At 45.3% G+C, this 22783-nt stretch carries 16 protein-coding genes; 10 read left to right on the top strand and 6 right to left on the bottom strand.

Features of this window, described 5'->3' with window-relative positions:
• Window positions 1-399: 399 nt before the first annotated feature.
• The 8 genes from G6R11_RS16460 (at window position 400) to recD (ending at window position 13701) form a co-directional block, all read left to right on the top strand.
• Window positions 400-801: a DUF192 domain-containing protein gene (locus G6R11_RS16460; RefSeq protein ID WP_240352494.1), complete on the top strand. Its 402-nt coding sequence runs from the start codon at window positions 400-402 to the stop codon at window positions 799-801.
• 69 nt (window positions 802-870) lie between these two features.
• On the top strand, window positions 871-1431 hold the full coding sequence (locus G6R11_RS16455) for a sugar O-acetyltransferase (RefSeq protein WP_163134162.1): 561 nt from the start codon (window positions 871-873) through the stop codon (window positions 1429-1431).
• A gap of 138 nt (window positions 1432-1569) precedes the next feature.
• Complete coding sequence (locus tag G6R11_RS16450) at window positions 1570-1983, top strand: CBS domain-containing protein (protein WP_163134161.1); 414 nt, start codon at window positions 1570-1572, stop codon at window positions 1981-1983.
• A gap of 81 nt (window positions 1984-2064) precedes the next feature.
• Complete coding sequence (locus tag G6R11_RS16445) at window positions 2065-3579, top strand: YifB family Mg chelatase-like AAA ATPase (protein WP_163134160.1); 1515 nt, start codon at window positions 2065-2067, stop codon at window positions 3577-3579.
• Window positions 3580-4040: 461 nt separating this feature from the next.
• Window positions 4041-4436 carry a hypothetical protein gene (locus G6R11_RS16440; protein ID WP_163134159.1) on the top strand — a complete coding sequence of 132 codons (396 nt, stop codon included), beginning with the start codon at window positions 4041-4043 and terminating at the stop codon, window positions 4434-4436.
• 110 nt (window positions 4437-4546) lie between these two features.
• Window positions 4547-7924, top strand: coding sequence for an exodeoxyribonuclease V subunit gamma (recC, locus tag G6R11_RS16435; RefSeq protein WP_163134158.1), 3378 nt, complete (start codon window positions 4547-4549; stop codon window positions 7922-7924).
• Window positions 7917-11657 carry an exodeoxyribonuclease V subunit beta gene (gene recB / locus G6R11_RS16430; RefSeq protein WP_163134157.1) on the top strand — a complete coding sequence of 1247 codons (3741 nt, stop codon included), beginning with the start codon at window positions 7917-7919 and terminating at the stop codon, window positions 11655-11657. The genes recC and recB overlap by 8 nt, the downstream gene beginning before the upstream one ends.
• Window positions 11650-13701 (top strand): exodeoxyribonuclease V subunit alpha, encoded by a 2052-nt coding sequence (gene recD / locus G6R11_RS16425; protein ID WP_163134156.1) that lies wholly within the window; start codon window positions 11650-11652, stop codon window positions 13699-13701. Before recB ends, recD begins: the two co-directional genes overlap by 8 nt.
• Before the next feature lie 104 nt (window positions 13702-13805).
• Here recD and G6R11_RS16420 read toward each other — a convergent pair whose 3' ends face one another.
• Together G6R11_RS16420 and G6R11_RS16415 are read right to left on the bottom strand one after the other, a co-directional pair.
• Window positions 13806-14735 carry a hypothetical protein gene (locus tag G6R11_RS16420; protein ID WP_163134155.1) on the bottom strand — a complete coding sequence of 310 codons (930 nt, stop codon included), beginning with the start codon at window positions 14733-14735 and terminating at the stop codon, window positions 13806-13808.
• A 163-nt stretch (window positions 14736-14898) separates the two neighbouring features.
• On the bottom strand, window positions 14899-15327 hold the full coding sequence (locus tag G6R11_RS16415; RefSeq protein ID WP_163134154.1) for a helix-turn-helix transcriptional regulator: 429 nt from the start codon (window positions 15325-15327) through the stop codon (window positions 14899-14901).
• 98 nt (window positions 15328-15425) lie between these two features.
• On the opposite strand from G6R11_RS16415, the gene G6R11_RS16410 reads away from it, so the two are divergent.
• Window positions 15426-15863 carry a PACE efflux transporter gene (locus G6R11_RS16410; RefSeq protein WP_163134153.1) on the top strand — a complete coding sequence of 146 codons (438 nt, stop codon included), beginning with the start codon at window positions 15426-15428 and terminating at the stop codon, window positions 15861-15863.
• Here the strand turns inward: G6R11_RS16410 and G6R11_RS16405 are convergent.
• From G6R11_RS16405 to G6R11_RS16390, 4 genes are all read right to left on the bottom strand, one after another.
• On the bottom strand, window positions 15860-16390 hold the full coding sequence (locus G6R11_RS16405) for an NUDIX hydrolase (RefSeq protein WP_163134152.1): 531 nt from the start codon (window positions 16388-16390) through the stop codon (window positions 15860-15862). The genes G6R11_RS16410 and G6R11_RS16405 overlap by 4 nt on opposite strands.
• Before the next feature lie 170 nt (window positions 16391-16560).
• Window positions 16561-17775 carry a Xaa-Pro peptidase family protein gene (locus tag G6R11_RS16400; RefSeq protein ID WP_163134151.1) on the bottom strand — a complete coding sequence of 405 codons (1215 nt, stop codon included), beginning with the start codon at window positions 17773-17775 and terminating at the stop codon, window positions 16561-16563.
• Window positions 17776-17901: 126 nt separating this feature from the next.
• Window positions 17902-19065: a GGDEF domain-containing protein gene (locus G6R11_RS16395; protein ID WP_163134150.1), complete on the bottom strand. Its 1164-nt coding sequence runs from the start codon at window positions 19063-19065 to the stop codon at window positions 17902-17904.
• A 158-nt stretch (window positions 19066-19223) separates the two neighbouring features.
• Window positions 19224-20483 (bottom strand): esterase-like activity of phytase family protein, encoded by a 1260-nt coding sequence (locus G6R11_RS16390; RefSeq protein ID WP_163134149.1) that lies wholly within the window; start codon window positions 20481-20483, stop codon window positions 19224-19226.
• A 230-nt stretch (window positions 20484-20713) separates the two neighbouring features.
• Between G6R11_RS16390 and G6R11_RS16385 the strand changes: the two genes are divergently transcribed.
• A complete protein-coding gene (locus tag G6R11_RS16385) occupies window positions 20714-22741 on the top strand; it encodes a methyl-accepting chemotaxis protein (RefSeq protein WP_163134148.1) in 2028 nt (675 codons plus the stop codon).
• Window positions 22742-22783 lie beyond the last annotated feature (42 nt).

The following is a 22783-nucleotide window of genomic DNA, read 5'->3' as shown; positions in this document are numbered from 1 at the left end:
ACATATTTAAAGCTTTCCTAAAAGATTGGCTAACAAGTATCACAGGATAAAATGTGATTCAAGTCAGCTTTGGCTATTAATTGTTCTGCCTGTAGTGTGTTTAATAAACGATTTAAGGTTTATTTGGCTGCTTTTTGTTTTTCTGATGGTGTTATATTCTGTTTTATTTGTTTGGTGTGGTGATATGTTTTGCATTTGCAGCAGATTATTCATTGGTCCTTTGGCTTAAATTGTTACACTTTTTTTCAACATGCTTACCTTGAAACAAACTAAAACGAAAACTTGCCCAGCGGGCGGGATTTCTGTCATGGTTTAGTTGAATAGGTTAATTGTAACTATTGGATACCTTTTGCTTTGAATTTATCAGTTAATCAATCCCTTTTTTGTTTGCTATTGTTGGTGACAAATTTAGCTACCGCGGAAGCGTCTACTAAAGAATTTCCTCTAGTGATGGTGCAAGTCAATCAACAGAGCTTTAGCTTGGAGTATGCGCATAGTAGGCAACAGCGTGCCCAAGGTTTAATGCATCGCCAACAATTGTGTGAAGAGTGTGGAATGCTGTTTAACTTCCAGCGCAACAAACGCGCGCAAATGTGGATGAAAAATACCTATATCCCACTGGATGTGGCGTTTATTCGTGAAGACGGTTCTATTAGTGAAATTCACAGTATGCAGGCTAATACGGCCAAGTTAACCAAGTCTCGCTATTCTGTTTTTTACGCTTGGGAAATGAATCAAGGCTGGTTTGCAAAAAATGCAATCAAGGTTGGAGATATCGTCACAATTAACGCTGTAGAATAACTTACTGAAATTAATAACTTTTGCTGCGTTGCTTTAGTCGTTCGCAACTAAGCTCTCCAAGAGGTAAGCATGACAGAAAAAGAAAAGATGTTAGCTGGTGAGTTGTATTTGGCCTTTGATGGCGAGTTGGTGGAAGACCGTAATCAGGCGAAGTCATTATGTTACGAGCTGAACTTGTTGCACCCTGAAGAAGATTTACGGGCCGAGGTATTAGCTGAGCTGTTGCCAAATAGCTTGGATCCTTGGATTGAGCCCGATTTTTTCTGTGATTACGGCTACAACATTACCACCGGTAAAAACTTTTACGCTAACCACAATTGCGTGATTTTAGATGGCGCCCCTGTGACCATTGGTGATGACGTAATGTTTGCGCCAGCAGTGAACATTTCTACCGCCACCCATCCGCTCAACGTTAAACAGCGCACCGAAGGGTTAGAGCGAGCTTTACCGGTAACCATTGGCGACCGAGTATGGGTTGGCATGGGAGTGAACATATTGCCGGGCGTAAGCATTGGTGATAACGCAGTGATTGCCGCCGGCGCTTTAGTGAATAAAGACGTAGCGGCTAATACCGTGGTAGCCGGCGTGCCAGCTAAGTTTGTGAAAAATATTCCGGAAGACGAAGACTAGTGTTTTTTGCGGATAGAGCACTAGGTAAAGCGTTAGGGCTGTTACGCCTATCAATCTAATAGTTATAAGCCATTTCTTATCCGTCTTGGCTTGTATTACATTTGAGTTGTAATCTTAAAGGCCCTTGAAGGAGGTCTTATGCAACAGCTTAATGTTAGACACTATATGCGCGCTCAATTTTTGAGTTTTACCGAAGAGCAAAGCATTAACCAGGCCAGCGAATTGCTGACTAATTCACACCAGCTAGGTGCTCCCGTGGTTGACGCTAAAGGCGCCTTAATCGGTTGGTTGTCTGAGTTAGACTGCGTAACCCAAATGCTGCAAGCCGGTTATTACTGTGACCAAAGTGCTTTAGTTAAAGATCTAATGCGTAGCGATGTATTGAGTGTTGGCCCTGATGAGAATGTTCTCGACTTGGCAAAAACCATGACCGATAACAAACCGAAGAGCTACCCAGTATTAGAAAATGGCAAACTTATTGGTTTAATCGAGCGTAAAGCGGTATTGGCAGCGCTTCATCAGCAACAGCAGCAGTGCTTTAGCGTGCAGTAATAAACCTATTTTCAGTCACTTAATAACAACTTCGGCAAAAGCCTACTAGTATGTAAGTTGTTATTAAGCGCTGGAGAGCAAATGGGTTTAGCGATAGTTAAAACGTGTACCTTAGTGGGCATGGAAGCCTTAAATGTGACTGTAGAAGTGCATTTAGCCAATGGTTTGCCTGCCTTTAGTATTGTCGGATTGCCTGAGACTTCAGTAAAAGAAGCTAAAGACCGTGTTCGTAGCGCCATTCTAAATAGCGGATTCTCTTTCCCCGCAAAACGCATCACCGTAAACCTTGCTCCCGCTGACGTACCAAAAAGTGGTGGCCGTTTTGATCTGCCGATTGCCATTGGTATTTTGGCGGCTGCAGGCGATGTGCCCTTAGCCTGTTTAGTTGATATGGCTTTTTGCGGTGAGCTGGCTTTATCGGGCGCGATCCGTCCGGTGAGTGGGGCAATCGCAACCGCTTTATCCATAAGCAAGCAGGGCTTAATCTTAGTAACCAGCGAGCAAGACGCAGCGGCCGCAGTAAGAGTGCCGGATGCAAAGGTGCACGGAAGCCCTAGTTTGCAGCAGCTAAGCGCTGGCCTAAACGGCCAAAGTGCTTTTAATTTGCTAGCCCCGCAAGTGATAAAACAAGAATCTAGTGCGAGCTTATTAGATATGAGCGAAGTGCAGGGCCAACACTTAGCCAAACGTGCTTTAGAATTGGCCGCCGCTGGAGCTCACAATTTATTGATGATGGGCCCACCAGGAACTGGCAAGACCATGCTGGCGAGCCGTTTGCCAGGGATTTTACCCAGCCTTGATGAACAACAAGCCATTGAAGTGGCAGCGATTAACTCGGTAAGTGCTCAGCAGCGAGAGCTTGAGCAATGGTATGTTCCACCCTTTCGCAGTCCCCATCACAGTGCATCAATGGTGGCGTTAGTGGGCGGTGGCTCAAATCCTAAACCCGGCGAAATTACCTTAGCTCACCATGGCGTGTTGTTTTTGGACGAGCTTCCAGAGTTTGCTCGCAGCACCTTGGATGCTTTGCGCCAGCCACTTGAGTCTGGCGAAGTGCATATTTCGCGAGCGGCTTTGCAGGTAAGTTTTCCCTCGCGCTTTCAACTAGTCGCGGCAATGAACCCATCTCCATGTGGTTACTATCAAGGCCAGCAGCTGCGTAGCAATCCTGACCAAATTTTAAAGTATCTCGGCAAGCTATCGGGCCCCTTTCTAGATCGCTTTGATCTAAGTGTTGAAGTGGCCGAATTACCCAAAGGCAGTTTAACGCAGCATGCTAATGGGGAGTCGAGCGCAGAGATAAAGCGGCGGGTGATTAATGCACGTAGCTTGCAATTAGCACGCTGCGGCAAGCTAAACAGCCAACTCTCAGGCAAAGAGCTTCATCAGCATGCTAGCTTAAGCCCAGAAAACAGTGAGTTTTTGGAAAACAGCATCAACCAACTGGGTTTATCTGCTCGGGCATTTCACCGTGTTTGGCGTTTAGCCAGAACCATTGCCGATCTTAAGCAGCAAAAAGACATTCAACGCAATGACATTGTTGAAGCCCTAAGTTATCGCGCAATGGATCGCCTACTTAAGCGTTTATCGGCCTAGTGCTCATTTTTGTCAAATAAACCTCTCCCGTATTGATCAATAAATCATATTTTGATGATGAATGATCCCGGTGCGGAAAAGGCTTCGTAGATATTTGTTGTTGGCGTAAACATTTAGCTACAACAAAATGGCTCAATAATTGTATAGCTGATAGTGTTCAAATTATTGACACTTTATTAGAATTACTTGGAGATAACGTTTTCATAAGCTTATGTTTTTCAAGTACAATGTAGGAAATAAACACAGAGTTATAGATAGCGCTCACCAGGAAGGGCGCAGCTTGGCGCTAAATTAGAGCAACAATAAAAACATAAAAAATAAAGGCAGAAAGGTCAGAAACATGACCTTCACCGAAGAAATGTTAAACAAGCGTTTACAAAGGTGAAACTGCTACTTAAAGTGCACGCGAATAAGCCGTATGCAAAGAGCTTATCGCACTTCAAAAGAAGGAAGGAAATACTATGATGAAATGGATGGTGATTGGCATTTCTCTGTTGGTTGGTACTGCAAATGCGCAAGATGTCAGAATTTGGTTGCAGTCGGGTAGCGAATCGCAATGGATGCAAATGCAGGATTTACAGATCCAAAACTCTGATGGCAGCTTACAGCAGCGCATTGTTGCGCTAGATAGCAAAGGAAAACCGCTATTTATGCCACTGACTGAGTTAGCTTTTATTCAAGCTGACAATAAATACTACTATGTTTCAAATGAGTACGTAGCGGTTACTCATAGCGGCGCTAAGTTTAAGCTACCTAGCGGTGATGAAGCCGACAACATGTTTGTAGCCCGCAACGGTTACGGCGGTTACACCAGTTTTGACTACTCTGCACTGCGTCGCATTATCTTCTCCAAGTAAGCTGCAGATCTGCTAAGCAAGATGCTCTGGTTAAAATCGTTTAAGCAACACTTTTTTAAGCGGTTTTTTCTGGCACAATAAAGGCTGCTTCGTTCAAGGGAACAGCCTTCTTGTTATATCTCTATCAAAGTAATCATTTAGATACCTTACAGGTGTTATTAACTAGGGTGATGGCCCTAAAAGCGCCTGAAAATCCGTTTACTCAGCAGCAAATTTTGGTGCAAAGCCCCGGCATGGCTCAGTGGTTGAAGCTGCAGTTAGCCGAGCAACAAGGCATTGTCGCCAATGTGGCATTCCCTCTTCCAGCCAGCTTTATTTGGCAAATGTTCCATTTAGTGCTGCAAGATGTTCCCGAACAAAGCCCATTTAACAAAGAAGCAATGAGTTGGCGCTTAATGCGCCTGTTGCCGCAACGCCTACAACAAAACGAATTTAGCGCCTTACAACACTACTTGCTTGCTGAGCAAGAAAGCGCTGAGATTGATAGCCGCAAGCTGTGGCAACTGGCGCAAAAAATTGCCGATATTTACGATCAATATTTGGTTTACCGCAGCGATTGGACCAGTGCCTGGGAAGCCGGTGATGACTTAAGTGAAGTGAGTGAAAGTCAGCCTTGGCAACCCATATTATGGCGTGATTTGGTAGATGACACGGTAAGTTCAATGGACTCGCCTTACCATCGTGGCAACTTGTACATCGATTTTGTAGAACAGTTGCGGGTGGCGAGCGCCGCGCCGGAAGGGCTGCCTGAGCAGGTGTTTATTTTTGGTATTTCGGCCCTGCCGCCAGCCTATGTTGAGGCTTTAGACGCCTTAGCCTTGCATACCGACATTCACTTGTTTTTAACCAACCCTTCGCAGCATTACTGGGGTGATGTGCGTGACGTAACTACCGTGCTTAAACAGCAAACAGAGATAGAGTTAGTGGGTAACCCGCTGTTGGCGTCGATGGGTAAACTGGGACGCGATTATATTGAGATGTTGCACCCACTAAACAAGCAAGAAACCGATCTGTTTGCCGATAATTATGTTCAGCCAGAGCCTGGGGAGCCGCAGGTTCCAGCAAAACTTTTGGAGCTTATTCAAGATGATATCTTGACGCTGACTGACCCGATTAATTACCAGGAGTTTGATAATAGCCTGCACAAGCGAGTGATTCAGCCTGATGATAAAAGTGTTCAGCTTCATCTATGCCATAGCCCACGTCGAGAATTAGAGGTATTGCACGATCAGCTCTTGGCAATGTTTGAGCAAGATCCTCAGCTTAGTCCTCGCGATGTCATCGTAATGGTGCCCGACGTAAACCGCTACGGGCCAATGATTCAGGCGGTATTTGGCAGCAGCAGTGCGGAAACACGCTTACCCTTTGCTATTTCAGATCGCAGCGCTACTCAAGAAAATCCGGTTTTGTTGAGCTTTTTAGAGTTGCTCGCCTTACCGCAAAAGCGCAAGTCGGCGGCAGAGCTACTGGCGCTACTCGAAGTGCCCGCCATTATGCGCTGTTTTGAACTAAGCGAAGCTGAACTCAAGTCTTTGCGCCAATGGGTAAGAGAAGCGGGAGTGCGCTGGGGCTTAGACGGCAGTGACCGTAGCCGCTGGCAAGCGCCAGAAGAAGAAACCCATTCTTGGCTATTTGGCCTGAAAAGAATGTTGTTGGGTTACGCCATGCCAAGCCAAGCAGGCTTGCATCAAGGGGTGCTCGCCTATGATGAAGTACAAGGTAAAATCGCCTTGGCGGTGGGTAAGTTAGCCGACTTTATCGATCACCTAATCCAGCTAGAACAGCAATTGCTAGCAGCGGTAAACGTTGAGCAGTGGCGCCTGCGTTTACAAGACTTACTCAGCAACTTCTACAGTTTTGATGGCGACGATGAAGCCGAACAACTGCGTTTGCACAAGCTATTTGAAACATTAGTTGAGCAATGCAGTAGCAGCGGTTTTGAGCAAGACATAAGCCCAGAGCTAATTGTTGATTACTGCCGAAATCAGCTCAATGCCCAGCGCGGTAGTCAGCGTTTTTTAGCAGGGCAAATCAATTTTTGTACCTTGCTACCGATGCGCGCCATTCCCTTTAAAGTTGTGTGCTTGCTAGGCATGAATGATAGCGATTACCCACGCTCTGTGCCCAGCATGGGTTTTGATTTAATGGCGCAAAACCCAGCCAAGCGGGGTGATCGTAGTCGCCGTGATGATGACCGCTACCTATTTTTGGAAGCGCTGCTAGCCGCCCAGCAAAATTTGTACATTTCCTATATTGGCCACAGTGCAAAAGATAACAGTGAGCAAACGCCCTCTGTACTGGTGGCCGAATTGTGCGATTACATTGCTCAAAGTTGCGCCTTAACGGACGACGATAAGCTAAATGTAGATGAATCTGGCAAGCGCTTGTTGGCTCAATTAACCTGTTTGCACCCTTTGCAGCCTTTTTCCAGCGAATACTATCAAAGCCATTCAGACAAATTTAGTTATGCTCAGCGCTGGTTGCCCGCAGTGGCTGCCCAGCATCAGGCGAAATCGACAGAAGATAATCAGGCAGCGCCAACTTTGGTGAATGAAGGGCTGTTGTCTGAGATTAGCATGGACGAGTTATTGGCCTTTAGCCGCTCGCCGATTGCTTATTTTTATCAGCGCCGTTTAAAAGTGAGTTTTCCCCGTTTAAGTGAGCAATTAGAAGAAACCGAACCGTTTTTAGTCGACGGACTGGCGGGCTTTTCAATGAAGCAGTATTTGCTTGAACAACAACTTAATAATGCCGAAAAGCGCCAGCAGTTTGACTTGTTACACGCTGCCGGCGCGCTGCCTCATGGTGGTTTTGGCGAGGTATCCTTTGAGCAACAATGGCAAGACTTAGAACCTTTAGCTGATTCACTATTTCCCTTGTTGGTCGGTGGCTTATTAAGTCGTCAACAATTGCTGCTAGATCTCGATTTTGCCAGCGAAGACAGCATTCAAACTTGTCGCTTAACAGCCTGGTTGAAACACCAATATGCGCAAGGCCTAGTAAGTTATCGCCCCGGCAGCATTCGAGGCAAAGACTTAGTGGCTGGGTGGCTGTGGCATTTATTGGTTCATGCAGCCTTACCTCAGCAGGCATTAAGTTCTTATGTTCTTGGCCGCAAGGGCGCTTGGCAGTTTTCACCGCTTAGCAGCGAACAAGCTCAAGAACATTTGAGTGTATGGATTAGCCAGCTACAACAGGGTTTGCAGCAGCCTTTGTTACTGCCTTTAGAAAGTGCTTGGCAGTGGATTAGCCAATGCAAAGATAAGAAAACCGGCAATATTGAATACAGCGAGGCAAACTTAGATAAAGCAAGGCGAGCGGCGCGCACTCAGTTTAACGGCGGCCCCTTTGCCCAAGCAGAAGGTGAAGACCCTTATATTCAAGCTCAGTTAGCTGACCTTGAAAGCATTTGGCCGCAGTTCGAGGCAAGTTCGCAAGCTTTGCTTGAACCAATGCTGATTCATCTTGAGGAGTTTGCCAATGTCTGAACTTAAGCAAACTAATCACATAAACGGCCAAAAAACTGAGCAACAAACTAGCCCTGTGAATAATAACTTAGATGTTTTTACCTTTCCCTTAAATGGCTCGCGTTTGATTGAGGCCAGTGCTGGTACCGGTAAAACCTACACTATTGGCGCTTTGGTATTGCGCTTGCTGTTGGGCCATTATCGCCAGCCGGAGCAAGGCTTTAGTCAAGCAGGTGGTTTTAGTCCACTAAACATTGAGCAAATCTTGGTGGTGACATTTACCGAGGCGGCGACCCAAGAACTACGTGGTCGCATTCGCGAAAGAATACATGAAGCACGCATTGCCTTTTTGCGTGGCCAAAGTGATGACTTCTTCATTGGCCAATTGCTGGAAGAGATAGAAGATCACCCTCAAGCTGCCCAGCGTTTGTTACTGGCCGAGCAAAACATGGATCAAGCGGCGGTGTTTACCATTCATGGCTTTTGCCAACGAATGTTGAAGCAGCATGCTTTTGAGTCGGGCCTGCCATTTGAAATGGAGTTTCTCACCAACGAAATCCACCTAAGGCTGCAAGCGGTGCAAGACAGTTGGCGCCAGCGTTTTTATCCTTTGCCAGTGCCATTGGTGGGGCGAATAGTGCAATGTTGGGCTAGCCCTTACGACTTGCATCAAGAGATTTCTGGCTTGCTTAACCAAAGTCATTTTGAGCTAAAAGGCGTGCCACAAGAGCAAGATTTGGAACGTTTTTTTGCTCAGCAAATTAGCCGCATAGAGAACTTTAAACAGCTGTGGAAACCGGCTGCAGCCGAGATTGCCGAACTCATCGAAACTGCACCATTAAATGGCAATAAATTCCGTAAGGCTTCGGTAGCAAAGTGGCTTGGCTTGATCGACCAGTTTGCCAATTCGCCCACCGACAGCGACTTTTTAAGTAAGGCGCTTCGAGAGGCCCTAGGTAAATTTACCCCAGAGAATTTGGCCAATGGGGTAAAAGCCAAAGGCGCTCCGCCGCAGCACCTGGCGTTTAACGCGATAGAAGCCTTATTTGATGAAGAACAGAACATTAAAAACTTGCTGCTGGCGCAACTATTACCGCAAATCCGTCAGCGTTTTAGTGAGCTAAAACAGCAGCAACAATTGTTGAGCTTCGACGATTTACTTTCCGGCTTAGCTAAGGCTCTTAAAGCCCCTCAAGGTGAGGTTTTGGCTAGCCAAATCGCTGAGCTTTACCCAGTGGCAATGATCGACGAGTTCCAAGATACCGATCCACAGCAGTATCAGATTTTCTCTCAACTATATATCGATAGGCCAGATACTGCGTTAATGTTAATTGGTGACCCCAAACAGGCTATTTATGGCTTCCGTGGCGCGGATATCTTCACTTACATGCAAGCGCGCAACAAGGTTACCGCACGTTATAACTTGCCGACTAACTGGCGCTCAACTGGAGCAATGGTGGAAGCGTGCAATCAATTATTTGAGTGCCATGCACGGCCTTTTATTTTTGATGAAGCCATTGAGTTTATCCCCGTTGATGCTAACAAAGCACAGTTAAGTGGCTTAACACTTAAGGGTGAGCAGCAAGCCGCTATGCAGTTTTTGTATCAGCAAAATGCTGAGTTTGTGCGTGGCGAAGACTATCTTGTTGGTCAAGCCCAACTGTGTGCCCAGCAAATTCAACTTTTGTTAGAAGCCGGGCAGCAGGGGCAGGCTACTCTTGGTGACCAAGGAAAAGCGGTGCAAGCTGGTGATATTGCAGTATTGGTACGCACTCGTCGCGAAGGTGAGAAAGTGGCCGCAGCATTGGCCAAACAAAACATTGCTAGCGTGAGTTTGTCTAACCGCGATAGCGTGTTTGAAAGCGCCGAAGCTTATCAATTTTATTTACAGTTACTGGCCTGCCAAGAGCCACATAACGATCGCAAACTTCGCGCGGCGTTAGCCAGTAAAATCCTTGGTTTAGGTTTGGCCGAGCTTGATGAGCTAAATACCGATGAGCGCAGTTGGCAGCGTTACTCTCAGGAATACAATGAATACCAGCAGCTTTGGTATAGCCAAGGCGTATTAGCAATGTTCTATCGCTGGATGAGCCAGCGAGGCATTAGTGAGCGCTGGATTAATCAAAGCGATAACTACGGTGAGCGCTTACTGACTAACTTAATGCACCTTGCAGAGCTCTTACAAAACCAAAGCGCGGAGTTAGACGGTGAGGCCGCCTTAATGCGCTGGTTTGCCGAACAGTTGCTGGAGCCAGATGGCAATGCCGATGATCAGCAATTGCGTTTAGAAAGTGATGCCAACTTGGTACAAATCGTCACTATTCACAAAAGTAAGGGCTTAGAATACCCCATTGTGATGTTGCCATTCATATTGGGCTATCGCGAAGCTAGCGAAGCCCTTTATCATCAAGATGAGCGCTTTATTCTTGATCTCGATGGCAGTGAAGAAGCCATGGAAGCAGCTTGCCAAGAACGTTTAGCAGAAGATTTGCGCCTGCTGTATGTAGCGGTGACTCGAGCGGTATATTGCTGCTATTTAGGCGTAGCAGATCTTAAAAAAGGTAATGCCAAAAAAGGTGATACCGATGTACACCAAAGTGCCTTAGGCTATTTGCTGCAAAAAAATCAGCCGCAACCCGCTGGTGCCTTAGTCGCCATTCTAGATAATTTGTCTCAGCGTCCTTTTATTAGTTGGCAAAATGTGAGTGAGCAAGCACTTACTCCATTCAGCCCTATTAGTGAAGCAGATCAAAGCTTTGCTGCCCGCAGTTTTACCGCTCAGCTTAATCGAAACTGGTGGCTAACCAGTTATTCTGCGCTTAGCCGTCATCAAGGGCATAGCGCTGGTTTTGATGCCAGTAGTGATATGGCTTGGTTAGATGAAGCCGAGGGTTTGAGTGCGGAGGCAAGCCAAGTAGAGCAGCAGCAAGCGCTAACTATTTTTGATTTTCCTCGCGGTGCAGAGGCCGGTACATTCTTACACTTATTGTTTGAGGAAGTGGATTTTCAGGCTGATTTAGCCACTATTCCACAAGCGATTGCTCCCCTATTGCAAGCATCTAGTTACAATCAGCTGGACCCACAAGGCGAACTGCTGTGGTTGGCGCCGCTAACAGAGATGTTCCAGCAGGTTTGTGCTACACCTTTGGATGATGCTGGAAGTGCCGAGCCATATTCATTGAGCCAGTTGGCTCCAGCACAAAGGTTGGTAGAGATGGAGTTTTTCTTACCTATTGCCGATCTGCAAGCCAATCAAGTTAACCAGCTGATTCGCGCTTTTGACCCATTGAGTCGCCAAGCCAAACCCTTAGATTTTGCCAGTGTGCAAGGCATGTTAAAGGGCTTTATAGATTTGGTGTATCAGCATGATGGACGTTATTACGTATTGGACTACAAGTCGAATTACCTAGGCGCTGAAGTAAGTGAGTACCAACAACAGGCAATGATAGAAGCCATGGTAGAGCATCGTTATGACTTTCAGTATCAACTGTATAGCTTGGCTCTACATCGCTGGTTGGGACAACGCATACCAGACTACGATTATGAGCAGCATTTTGGCGGTGTTTACTACTTATTCTTACGCGGCATGGCTGGGGAAGAGGCTGAACTAGCAATGCAAAGTGAACAGCAAAATGGCGTTTACTTTAGTCGGCCAGAGCCACAATTTATCGACTACCTTGACCAATTGTTTGCTGGTGAAGATCTTAAACCTACACTGGCACAACTAAGCCAAGAGGGGGCTAAACATGACTAGTTCGCTGGAAAATGCAGAGCGCCCTTTAAGCGTTATAGATTGGCTCGCTAACTTGAAGCAACAGGGGCAAATTAGCGCCTTAGATTTTCACTTTGCTAAGTCCTTTGCTAGTAGCGAACAGGCTGATGTATTAATGGTGGCCGCAGCATTGGTAAGTAATGAGCTGCAAGCAGGTCACGTTTGTATAGATATGCCCAGTTTAGCCAAGCGCTGTGAACTGCTGGGGGCTTGCCCCTTAATTGGCGCTACTGATAGTGAGTTTTGGAAGGTGCAACTGAGTGCCTCAAGTGCGCTTATGCAGCCGCCGTTATCTAGTGGTGCTAAGCCACTGGTGCTGCAATATGGGCGTTTATATTTGTATCGATATTGGCATTATGAGCAGCAAATAGCGGACTATTTCGGTGAAAGTTCATTAACGAGTGACTACTCCTTAGAAAAAATCCAACTCTACTCAGAGCAGCTATTTAACCCTGATTGGCAGATGTTGTTACAGGCAAAAGCGGCTTATTCTGCTGAGCAGATGGCTTGGTATGCTCAGCAGTTCTTAGATATAAATGACGCTAACTTGCTTAATAATGCCGAGTTTTTGCAGCAATTAGCGGCAATTGAACAAGAATTAGAGCTACAGAGTTTGGTAGGGCATATTGCCAATGCCAGCAAAATTAACTGGCAAAAATTGGCTGCCTTACAAGCCTGTTATCAACCGCGCTTGGTGATTAGCGGTGGGCCGGGTACCGGTAAAACCACCACCGTGACCCGTTTATTGGCTTTGTTGCAAACGTTGCAGCTTGATGCTGGAAAAGCAGCCTTAAACATTCAGCTGGTGGCTCCAACCGGTAAAGCTGCGGCGCGTTTAAGTGAGTCGATCATTGGTGCAAAGCAGCAACTTAATGCCAGCGAAGCGGCTATTGCAACAATCCCTGAGCAGGCATCCACTATTCACCGATTGCTGGGCGTTATTCCGGGGCGCGCAGAGTTTCGTCATCACGCCGATAATCCATTGAGCTTAGATATGTTGGTAGTAGATGAAGCTTCGATGATTGATATGCCGCTAATGGTTAAGCTATTGGCTGCTATGCCAAAGCAAGCGCGGATTATTTTGTTGGGCGATAAAGATCAGTTGGCTTCAGTAGAGGCGGGGGCGGTGCTGGGAGATTTATGCGCCTTTATCGAACTGGGTTATAGCCCAAACTTACTTAACAACTTACAAGCCAGTAGTGGATTTGCTCTTGGTGCGTGGCGCGCCGAGCAGCCTTTAGCGATTGCCGACAAATTGTGTTTATTGCGCAAAAGCTATCGCTTTGATGCTCATTCAGGCATTGGTTTGTTGGCTGCTGCAGTTAACCAAGGACATGTGAAAAACTCCTTGGCCTTGCTTGCATCGCAACGGGCCGATCTACCTTATCAAGCACTGACTCAAGACAGCTATAAAGATTTGTTAGAACAATGCGCCTTGGCCTATCAACCTTATTTGGAAGCCTTGCAACAAGGACAGCCGATGGAACAAGTATTTGCAAAGTTTCATCAGTTTCAGTTGCTGGTCGCGCTACGTAATGGTGATTTGGGAGTAAATGGGCTTAACCAGCGCATTGAAAAACGGCTTAACCAGCAAGGCTTTATCACACTGCCCAAAGCTGCCGATAGCCTTTGGTATGCCGGAAGACCAGTGATGATTGAGCAAAATGATCATGAGCAGAAACTGTATAACGGTGATATTGGTATTTGTGCGCAGGATGAAAGCGGGCAGTTGATGGTGGCGTTTGAATCGGCCAATGGTTTGCGCTGGTTATTGCCAAGCCGCTTGCCTGCTCACCAAAGCGTTTACGCGATGACTGTGCACAAAAGCCAAGGTAGTGAATTTAAACAGGTTTGTATGTTGCTGCCGCCAGCAGCTCAGGCATTGGTGAACCGTGAGCTGCTTTATACGGCTATTACTCGAGCGAAAAGCCGTTTTAGCCTATATGCCGATGCGGAAAGCGTTAGTGCTGCGTGTAGGAATAAGACTCAGCGGCGCTCGGGCTTGGCAGAGCACTTGGCTAAGTGAGGTTTATGAGTCAGGTTTAAGAAGAAGTAATTGTACAATTAGTATAGAGGTGGCTATAGCTATAAAGAATAATGTGGAATGAACAGATGCTATGTTTACCACGTTTAGTGTTTAGCTGTGATGAGTTTTGGCCCAAAACCTATTGTCCTTATAAGGTAAAATAACCAATTTTGTGCAGCTACTATGTCATCAGTAGTAAAACTTTTATCACCGTATCTAGCACTTGCAGCGCATTCTATATTGTCGAGGTTCCTTGAGCTAAGTTCTACTTCGTAGTATTTGTTAAAAGCATTAAGCAGTTTGTGAATGTTATGCCCAAACTTTTTCTTGAGTTGTTCTTCACTTACTTCTGCTTTCAATAGCCAAGATTTTAGTATCTTTTCAGCACATTGTAGGTAGGCCCATCTAGCCTGCCCATAATTCATTAGGTGAGGCTCTAACTGGGCCGTAATTGTTTTAAAGTCAGCATCAATTGCCTCAAAATAAGGAATTCGAATCACTCTCCATCCACTGACTATTTGAAATGACTCTATTGCATTACCAAAGTTATTAGATAGTTCTTTCAACTCAGCCTCTGTTAATGAATTGACATAAGATTGAGTCATTTTAGGAGACATTCTCATGATATTGGTTTCATTATCAGCCCCCTTAACCGTGAGGTTTTTATCAATGAAAAAATTACAACTGCCAACGAACTCCGGTACCCTGTAATGCCAAAGGTCACCCCGAAATTTTTGGTAAAAAAAACCAAGATCAAAATTAAAGTGTTGGTTCTCTCCATATTTCGCGTCGTACCATTTGTGTAGCCATATACACAACTGATTTCCCAGCTCATTGTTCGGTAAAAGAGATTCTGGGGACATTGGTACAGGGGTGTTGTTAAAGTACTTACTAACTTCTCCAACAGCCTTCATATATCTGTGTGCAATATGAACACCTTGCTCAGTAAGTTGATTGTCTATCTGCTCAAATACATCATTTATGACGATCTTATTCTGCATCGTAACCTCAAAACTTGGAGCGGTGGTTGCCATAAGATGGCCTGACTTTCTTGCTTAAAGGTGGTGGTTAAGTATTTTTCTATTTAGAGAAATACTAGCATCTTTCCTTTCACTAATAGCTGAAAAACTCCAATATGAAAGACATTTTTTCATAGTTTAAGCGGGTATGTGTGCAGCCATAAGCTATTAGTGTCTCTCAGCTTTTACGTTGTTGAATGTATTCCTTAAACAGCTTATGAACCCCATGCAAAAACTCGATATCGTCGCGCCGTGCACCCAACATATCGTCTACAAAACGTAAGCTGCTGGCGGGTACTGGTGAACCTTTCACTAGTTCGCGTTCCTGCTGGGATAGTGGCAGTAGATACACCACACTTAAATCTAGCGCTTTGGCGATTTTGAACAGCTCTATTTGGCTAAAGTTAGCGTTACCGTCTTTATCTAGCTTGTTATAGAGAGCGGTTTTTGAAATACCACTTATCTTGGCCAATTGGTTGCGATTGAGTTTGCAGTAGGCTAGCAAAGATTCAACCCGCTCAATTTGCATTAAGCGATATTCACGCTCGTTGATGTCTTTAAATTCAAAGCTACCGGTGGCAATGCCGTCTAATTCTGAACTGTCCATGTTGTTTCCCAATTTAAGGAATTAGCAAAGTATTGTGTTCCAGTATAGGGAATCAGATGTCGATAAAATAGCCTTATTACATTGAACTGGAGATAAGCATGAGACAAACATCCGATAGAATTCGTCATGCCATAGGTTTTGAGTTAGTAGGTTTATTAGGTGCTATGCCTTTGTTGGCGCTGCTGTTCGGTGTAGACCCAATGCATTCGGGTGCGATGGGCCTGTTCTTCTCTATTATTGCCACCGGCTGGAATTATTTTTATAACCGCTGGTTTGATACCTATTTGTTTAATCGCCAAGGACACAGTGACAAAAGCCAAAAGCAGCGTATTTATCATGCCTTGGGCTTTGAGTTAGGTTTATTGCTTATCACCATTCCTGTTATGGCTTGGTGGCTAAACGTAAGTTTGCTTGAAGCACTGGTGATGGACGCGGCCATGATCATCTACTATTTGTTCTTTGCTTACTTTTATAACTTGGCCTACGACAAGCTATTTCCAATTGGCAAAGCCAGCCAGCAGCTTACTAGCGCTTAGCCTAGCAAGCCCGCGAGTTTAGCTCGGCTATAACAAGCAATAGTTTTGGCGTCGTTGATTTTGCCATCAACGATGCCTAATTCAAATTCTTCAATACTCATTTCAAACACTTCAATAAACTCATCTTCATCACACTGACCTTGCTGGTGTGATAGCTGTTTAGCCAGAAATAAATACTGTATTTCATCGCAAAATCCCGGGGCAGGGTAAAGCTTACCTAAGTTGTACCATTGCTCGGCAACCAAATTAACTTCTTCTTGCAATTCTCGTTTAGCGCAATCAAGTATTCCTGCTTCGCTTTGTTCGTGAGCTTCTATAGTTCCGGCGGGGAGTTCTATCAACCAGTCTTTTATGGCTGTGCGATATTGACGCTCCATAACAATATTCCCAGCATCATTGATTGCCAATACCACCACGGCACCAGGGTGGCGAAGTGTAGTGATGGTTTTTTGCTGTTGATTGGGCAACTTTTGTTGCTCGCGAGTGACCTCAAAGCAATGCCATTTGAGTAGGCTTTGTTGTTGCATGGCTCTATCCTTTTAGCGTGAGAATACTTAGCTTACTGCAGCGTTAGTTAATTGTATTTGTATAAACGAGCTAAATGTTTAATTTTCTCAGATGCTATTTGAAAGCAACAAACACGCTAAGCCAAATGAGAGATGGCTAGAGTGCTTGCTTTGATGGTGGGTGTTTTGACTTAACTGAGTTGATAGCCGAAAGGGTCATCAACGCTTGGGCTTGGTTGGGTAAACCAAACTGGCCCTTCTTCACCAATATAAAAGTGATCTTCTAGGCGAACCCCAAAGTGTTCTGGGATCACTAACATCGGTTCGTTGCTAAACACCATGCCGGGGGCTAGTGGGGTATTGTCGCCCGCTACTAGGTATGGACCTTCGTGAATATCTAGGCCACAGCCATGTCCTGTACGATGTGGTAAACCGGGTAAGGCGTAATCAGGGCCATAGCCATCGGCTTCGAGCGATTGACGAGCGGCAGCATCTACGCTGGCACAACTTGCATCAATTTGTGCTGCGGCAAAGGCAGCCTGTTGCGCTTTATGTTCACTTTGCCATGCTTGGCGCTGCTGCTCGCTAGCTTCACCAAAGGCATAGCTGCGAGTAATGTCAGAATTATAGCCGTGCAGCAGGCAGCCGGTATCAATTAATACCCAGTCGGTTTCTTGTAAAATTTGCGGCTCTTTCACTCCATGTGGAAATGAACTGGCCAAGCCAAATAGAACAATGCAAAAAGACGAGCCGCTAGCACCTACTTTTTGGTGAGCTTGGTTGATGAACTCGGTCACTTCGCTGGTGCTAATGCCTGGGCGCAAAATTTTTGCTGCAGCCTTTTGCACCTCCATGGTCATGTTTTTGGCATGCTGCAATAAAGCAATTTCAGCTGCTGACTTTATAGCGCGGCAAGTTTGAGTAATAATATCGCCATTCACAAACTGAATTTGCGGATTGGCTTTAATTAGCCCATCGACTAGAAAGAATGCGGCACTTGGATCTACTGCAATGTTTCCTGCTAGTTTTAGGCTTGTACAAAGGCTTTGAAATAACTGATAAGGGCTTTGGTGTTCGTGCCAGCCATGGAAAGGCGCTTCAATTAACATGAAGTCGTTTAAGGAGTCTTGCTCAAAATACGGGGCGATATAGTGCAATTGCCCATCGGCACATAATAACGCTCCCACCATGCGCTCACTGGCGCTCCATTTTAGGCCGGTAAAATAGTACAAGTTAGTGCCGGCGTTTAAGTAAATGGCGCTTATGCCTTGTTGCTGCATTAACTGACATGCCCGTTGCTGGCGTTGTTGGTATTCGCTGTTGCTAATACCACTTATACCGTTAGTCATATCGCTTAACGCTACCAATTGTTCACTGGCCGAACTGCCGCCCACCCCTATGGTCATGGTTTTTCCTTATTGCATGATTAGCTAAGATAGTTGTGCTATCTAGAGTTTGCTAAAGAGTATGGTTAAATGCTTAGCGGGTAAAGCGGAATAATAATTAAAAGGTAGTGAAAAATGTGGCTGCGTTTAGCCACTGGTGCTTTCGCTGAAAGTGTACAAGTTGACCTTATTGCCGCCTTGGCGTTTGGCTTGGTACATTGCTTCATCGGCCTGTTTGATTAGCTGCGATAAATCCTGAGTGTCTAGATTAGAGGCGACGCCAAAACTGGCACTCATATAGAGCTTACCCTTACTGGTTTTTAGCGCCTTCTGATTGAGTTGAATACGGATCCTGTTGGCTAAAGCATTAGCTTGCTGAGCGTTGGCCCCGTTTAGCGCTATTACAAACTCCTCGCCGCCAAAACGGCCAAATAAATCGCCGACTCGTAGGTTATCTAGGGCAATCTCAGAAAAGTGCATTAAGGCTAAGTCGCCGTTGTCGTGGCCATAGTCGTCATTGATGCTTTTAAAGCGATCCAAATCGATAAATACCACGCTAATCTCACCACCAGAAAACTGGGCACGCTTGGTCATTTTTTCCAGTTGTTTTAAAAAATAGCTGCGACGCATTGCCCCAGTGACATCGTAATTGGCCAGTTGCTCTAATTGAATGATTTGTCGCCAGTGCAGCAAAAAGTAAAATACGTAGGTTTGCAAAGCATTACCGGCAAATATAGCCAAAGAAAGTATCGTGGGTACGCCTAGCAGCAGCCTTTGGTTTTGCGGAGTATGCTGCATAGTGATGTAAACCCTAAGCAGTAAACAAGTACCAAAAAACAAATACAAGCCAATCACCAGCCATAAGGCGTTATTGCGTTGCTGGCGCCAATAGCGGAAATACAGATAGGCACAGTAAAAGCAGCATAAGGCCACGGTGCTAGAGAACAAGGTGATGCGCGATTGGCTGGAAGGCTCGATAGATATGAAATAGAACATCAACCCGCAATATAGCAGCAGTACTATCGATAGTAGGTTGCGATTAAAACCTAGCTTTAAGTAATGATGATGGCCGGCCACAATAAGCAGAAATGAGCCGGCAAATAGGGTGTTTTGTAATAGGATCTCGGTAGCTGAGGGTTCTCTGGATAACAGCACAATCAGTAAGGCGCACACTTGGGTGTAGGAGGCGATAATCCAACAATCTAGTGCGGTTTTTTGGCCGTGAAATACTCGAATAAGAGTAAGCACAACTGCCGATACCACCGTAACTAAGGTGGTTAAAATAAAGTATGTGAGTCCATCTACAACCATTAACGAGCGATTTCCTTTCTGCTATACCCATAGTGTAGATGGCTGTTTTGTTTATACAAATAGAATCTGCAGCGGAACGCCCAAATTGAGCGAAAGATAAGTCTAAAGCTAAAGGCTCAGAGCACTTAAGCAGCACTCTGAGCGTAGGTTTCTTCGGGCTATTTCAGTAAATACAGAGTATTGCGATCGATAGTTTGATTAGCCGGCAGTATCTTCTGAATCACCTGCTCGCCTTTAGCAGCAACCGCAAAATCATCATCGTTGAGTACTGCTAGTTGTTTATCGGCTCGCAGCCATAAACCCTCTAGCTTGTCGTGAGGATAGGGCGTAGGCATATCTACCAGTAAGTCATTCACTAAGGTCTTTGTGACCGGCTTAATCCCTTGTTGCGCCAACTCTTGCCAAGTCATCTGCTCAAGGGTTTTTCCGGCAAATGTTAAACCCAGCTCGGCATCTACATCGCCACTTACGTCGGTGGCTTGGCTTAAATCTATTTGGTAGATACGTTTGTATTTGGCCTGTTTTTTCCCGCTAGCACCAGCAAAACCACCGTCACGTTCTATGACCAAAAATTGCTGTTGATTTAAGGCAACGATCTCTGAGTTAGATAGATTATTGGCTTCTTGTTGGTACAAGAATTGTTTAGTTTTACCGGTGGCGATATCAAAGCTAACGATACGGGTAAGATTTTTGTTGCTGATGGCTTTTTTGCTGGGGTTATAAAGGGTTGACTGCATGATGCCAAATAGCACTTTCTCATCTGGAGTAATCGCTAAGCCTTCCATACCGCGATTGGCGCGGCGATTTGCAAATACCGCAGGTAGCTTCCTGCCACCAGTTCCAGTACCAAACGGGTTAATGCGCTCTAGTTCTATGCCAGCCTCGCTGTAATGAACAATGTGCGGGCCGTACTCATCACTCACCCAAAAGCTGCCATCTTTTAAGGCAACTAAGCCTTCGCTGTCTAAACCAAATGGGTCGGCTTGCAATACCGACTTGTCATTTGCGTAGGCCACTTCACCCGTGTCGCCCATGCCTTTAGGGTTAGGTAGGCCAGAAATAAGCTTACCCTTGGGGTCTTTCAATAGTATTTCTTTCACTTGTTTCACTTCACCATCGCTTAGACGAAACAGGCCAATACGTGGGGTGTACTCAGGCGTTGGAAAGATCTTTCCCTTGCCTTCTGGACCTTGGTATTTGGCATTGGGGCCACGGTCGGTAAGGGCATAAAAGTGATCAACTAAACTTGGATGTGCAGTCATGGCTGAGCCATATCCACCATTGCGAATTTCGGTACCGTTTTCCATGCTTGTTAATACTTGGTAGGGCAAAGCTGCTGAAGATGGGTCTTCTTTAGCGAATATTTGCGGGCTAGTTAACAAGAGTAGAGAGAGAGGTAAAATCAGCCGTGTGCTCATGTTTGCTTCCTTGCTATGATGGTTTATAAAAAATAATACGAACTTCAGGTTAATCTTTTATTACGCATCTTTTCGTGCAAACAATGAGCTAAAAAGCCAAAGCTAATAATGGCTTACAGCTTGTGGATGTGCGGAACTTCGCACAATAACGACTAAAAAAGATAATCAACAAAATCCTTACTAGTCTTACTAGTGGGAATTCGCGAGCTTTTGGGAAAGGGTAGCAAGGCATGTTGGGAAAAAGTATCAATCAAATCTCAGTTGTACACAGGTTATATATTGGGTTTGCCGTTCTCACCTTGGTGATTGCGATGGGCGGCGGTGCAGCGTTATTGCTAGCTCAGCAAATCAATTCTAGCTTTAATACACTTACAGAAAATAGTGCTAGAACTCAGTTATTAGCCAACCAGGTAGGTAGTCAGGCTTTACGTTCAGGCATTCGTTTGCTGGCAATAGACAATGCAGCCAGCTTGAGTGAGCTAGAGGAGCTTAATAGCCAGGCGCAATTATCTCTAAATGGCTTAGAAGAGGATGTTAGTGCCCTTGAGGAACATGCTTCCAAATATAATCTAGGTGAGTTAAACCAATATTTAGATGACGTAAAACGAGTTGAAAATACCTTATCTACCCAAGGTGAAAACTTAGCCCAGCTTCAACGAACTTTCTTACAACAGGATCAGAAAGTACGAAATGATGTTAGCGACTTTTTGTTTCAATTATCAGATCTAAAACGCATCGTTAACTCGGTGAGTGGCCCAAGTGCGGCAGAAGACAGTTATATTCAAGATGTACTGACTATGGTGATGGATCGTTTTGGCTTAATCGAGTTTTTATTATCTAACATGGTGAATACTCGCGAGCCCGAGAAAGTCGCGGATTTAGTCAAAAAAATCCAGTACAACAGTAAAGTGTTTAATGATGACTTTGAATCTTTAACATTTGAAGTTGAAGGTTTAGCCGACCCTAAAATTACTGAGCTTATTATCTGGTTTAACAAACAAATTAATGATGATTCTGGCATTGTTGAGCGCTACATCGGTAGCCAAGAAACCATAGCCGATATTACTAAGCAAACCGTAACGATTAATCAACAGCTCAGTGGCTTAGACAGTGTGATTGTAAAAATTGTCGGACTTGCCAACCAACAAAGTGAAGTAGCCAGCGAGCAGGGCAGAAGTTTGATTCTTAATGCCCGCTCTATTACCGCAGTGGTTGTACCCTTGGTGATTATTTTCGCCATTGCCGTAGCCTATTGGTTAGCCAGTTTGATTCGCAAGCCTCTTGAGCATACCCAGTCACAAATTCTATTACTTGCGGAAGGCAACTATAGCCAAACCATGCAGGGCAAATATTCTGGTGAGTTTGGCGTGCTGGTGGCTGCTATCAATCGAATGATTGAACAGGCGCGAGATGTATTTAGCCAAATTCAAAGTGCGGCGCATCAACTCAGCGATGTTTCGGTTAAAAACAACGAAGCATCTAGCGTTGTTAAAACCAAACTAGATAAGCAAACCGCTGAGCTTAGCAGCGTAGCCACTGCGGTTACCGAGATGGAATCGGCGATTAAAGAAGTCGCATCAAATACCGAAAGTAGCCGTGAATTGTCGATGTCGGTGGAAAGCAATATCGACCAAGGCCAGCAGGTGATGAATCAAAACATCGAGATGATCGATAGCCTCGATGACGCCTTACAGAGTACATCTGGTCAGGTAGATAAACTGGCTGATGCCAGCAAACAGATTGGTTCTATTATCGAAGTGATCGATGGGATTGCTGAGAAAACCAACCTACTGGCTCTTAACGCAGCCATTGAAGCAGCCCGTGCCGGTGAGCAAGGCCGAGGCTTTGCAGTAGTGGCGGATGAAGTACGCAGCTTAGCCAGCCAAACCACTAAAAGCACCGAGTCGGTAAGGGCGATGATTACTACCTTGCAGCGCGAGTCTACCCAGGTGTTTGACGCGATGGCCGCGAGCCGCGATCAAATGAGCCAATCTAAAGAACTGGCCGAGAAATCACGCGAGGCGATCATGACGATTCGTACCGACATGAGCCAAATGCGCGAGATGACCGACCAAATTAGTGTGGCCGCTCAAGAGCAACATCATGTGGCCAGCGAAGTGACACGCAATGTAAACGTGATCGCCGAAGTGGCCGAGGATAATTTTGAGCAAATAGAGAGAGTTGCTCAATCTAGCGAAGCCTTGCAACAACAGGTAAATGATATAGAAACTATGTTAAAACGTTTTATATTGAAGTAAATTAGAGAGCCTTTTAGCTCGGTCTTTTGCGAGTGATTCGCT

It is taken from the genome of Agarivorans sp. Alg241-V36 (assembly GCF_900537085.1).
GTDB lineage: Bacteria > Pseudomonadota > Gammaproteobacteria > Enterobacterales > Celerinatantimonadaceae > Agarivorans.
Note: the sequence above shows the minus strand (reverse complement) of the source record. Positions and strands in the feature narration are given on the sequence as shown.

Coding starts and splice junctions, on each gene's coding strand:
- G6R11_RS16455 (WP_163134162.1), top strand. CDS start 871: ATGACAGAAAAAGAAAAGATGTTAGCTGGTGAGTTGTATTTGGCCTTT.
- G6R11_RS16450 (WP_163134161.1), top strand. CDS start 1,570: ATGCAACAGCTTAATGTTAGACACTATATGCGCGCTCAATTTTTGAGT.
- G6R11_RS16445 (WP_163134160.1), top strand. CDS start 2,065: ATGGGTTTAGCGATAGTTAAAACGTGTACCTTAGTGGGCATGGAAGCC.
- G6R11_RS16440 (WP_163134159.1), top strand. CDS start 4,041: ATGATGAAATGGATGGTGATTGGCATTTCTCTGTTGGTTGGTACTGCA.
- recB (WP_163134157.1), top strand. CDS start 7,917: ATGTCTGAACTTAAGCAAACTAATCACATAAACGGCCAAAAAACTGAG.
- recD (WP_163134156.1), top strand. CDS start 11,650: ATGACTAGTTCGCTGGAAAATGCAGAGCGCCCTTTAAGCGTTATAGAT.
- G6R11_RS16420 (WP_163134155.1), bottom strand. CDS start 14,735: ATGGCAACCACCGCTCCAAGTTTTGAGGTTACGATGCAGAATAAGATC.
- G6R11_RS16415 (WP_163134154.1), bottom strand. CDS start 15,327: ATGGACAGTTCAGAATTAGACGGCATTGCCACCGGTAGCTTTGAATTT.
- G6R11_RS16410 (WP_163134153.1), top strand. CDS start 15,426: ATGAGACAAACATCCGATAGAATTCGTCATGCCATAGGTTTTGAGTTA.
- G6R11_RS16405 (WP_163134152.1), bottom strand. CDS start 16,390: ATGCAACAACAAAGCCTACTCAAATGGCATTGCTTTGAGGTCACTCGC.
- G6R11_RS16400 (WP_163134151.1), bottom strand. CDS start 17,775: ATGACCATAGGGGTGGGCGGCAGTTCGGCCAGTGAACAATTGGTAGCG.
- G6R11_RS16395 (WP_163134150.1), bottom strand. CDS start 19,065: ATGGTTGTAGATGGACTCACATACTTTATTTTAACCACCTTAGTTACG.
- G6R11_RS16390 (WP_163134149.1), bottom strand. CDS start 20,483: ATGAGCACACGGCTGATTTTACCTCTCTCTCTACTCTTGTTAACTAGC.
- G6R11_RS16385 (WP_163134148.1), top strand. CDS start 20,714: ATGTTGGGAAAAAGTATCAATCAAATCTCAGTTGTACACAGGTTATAT.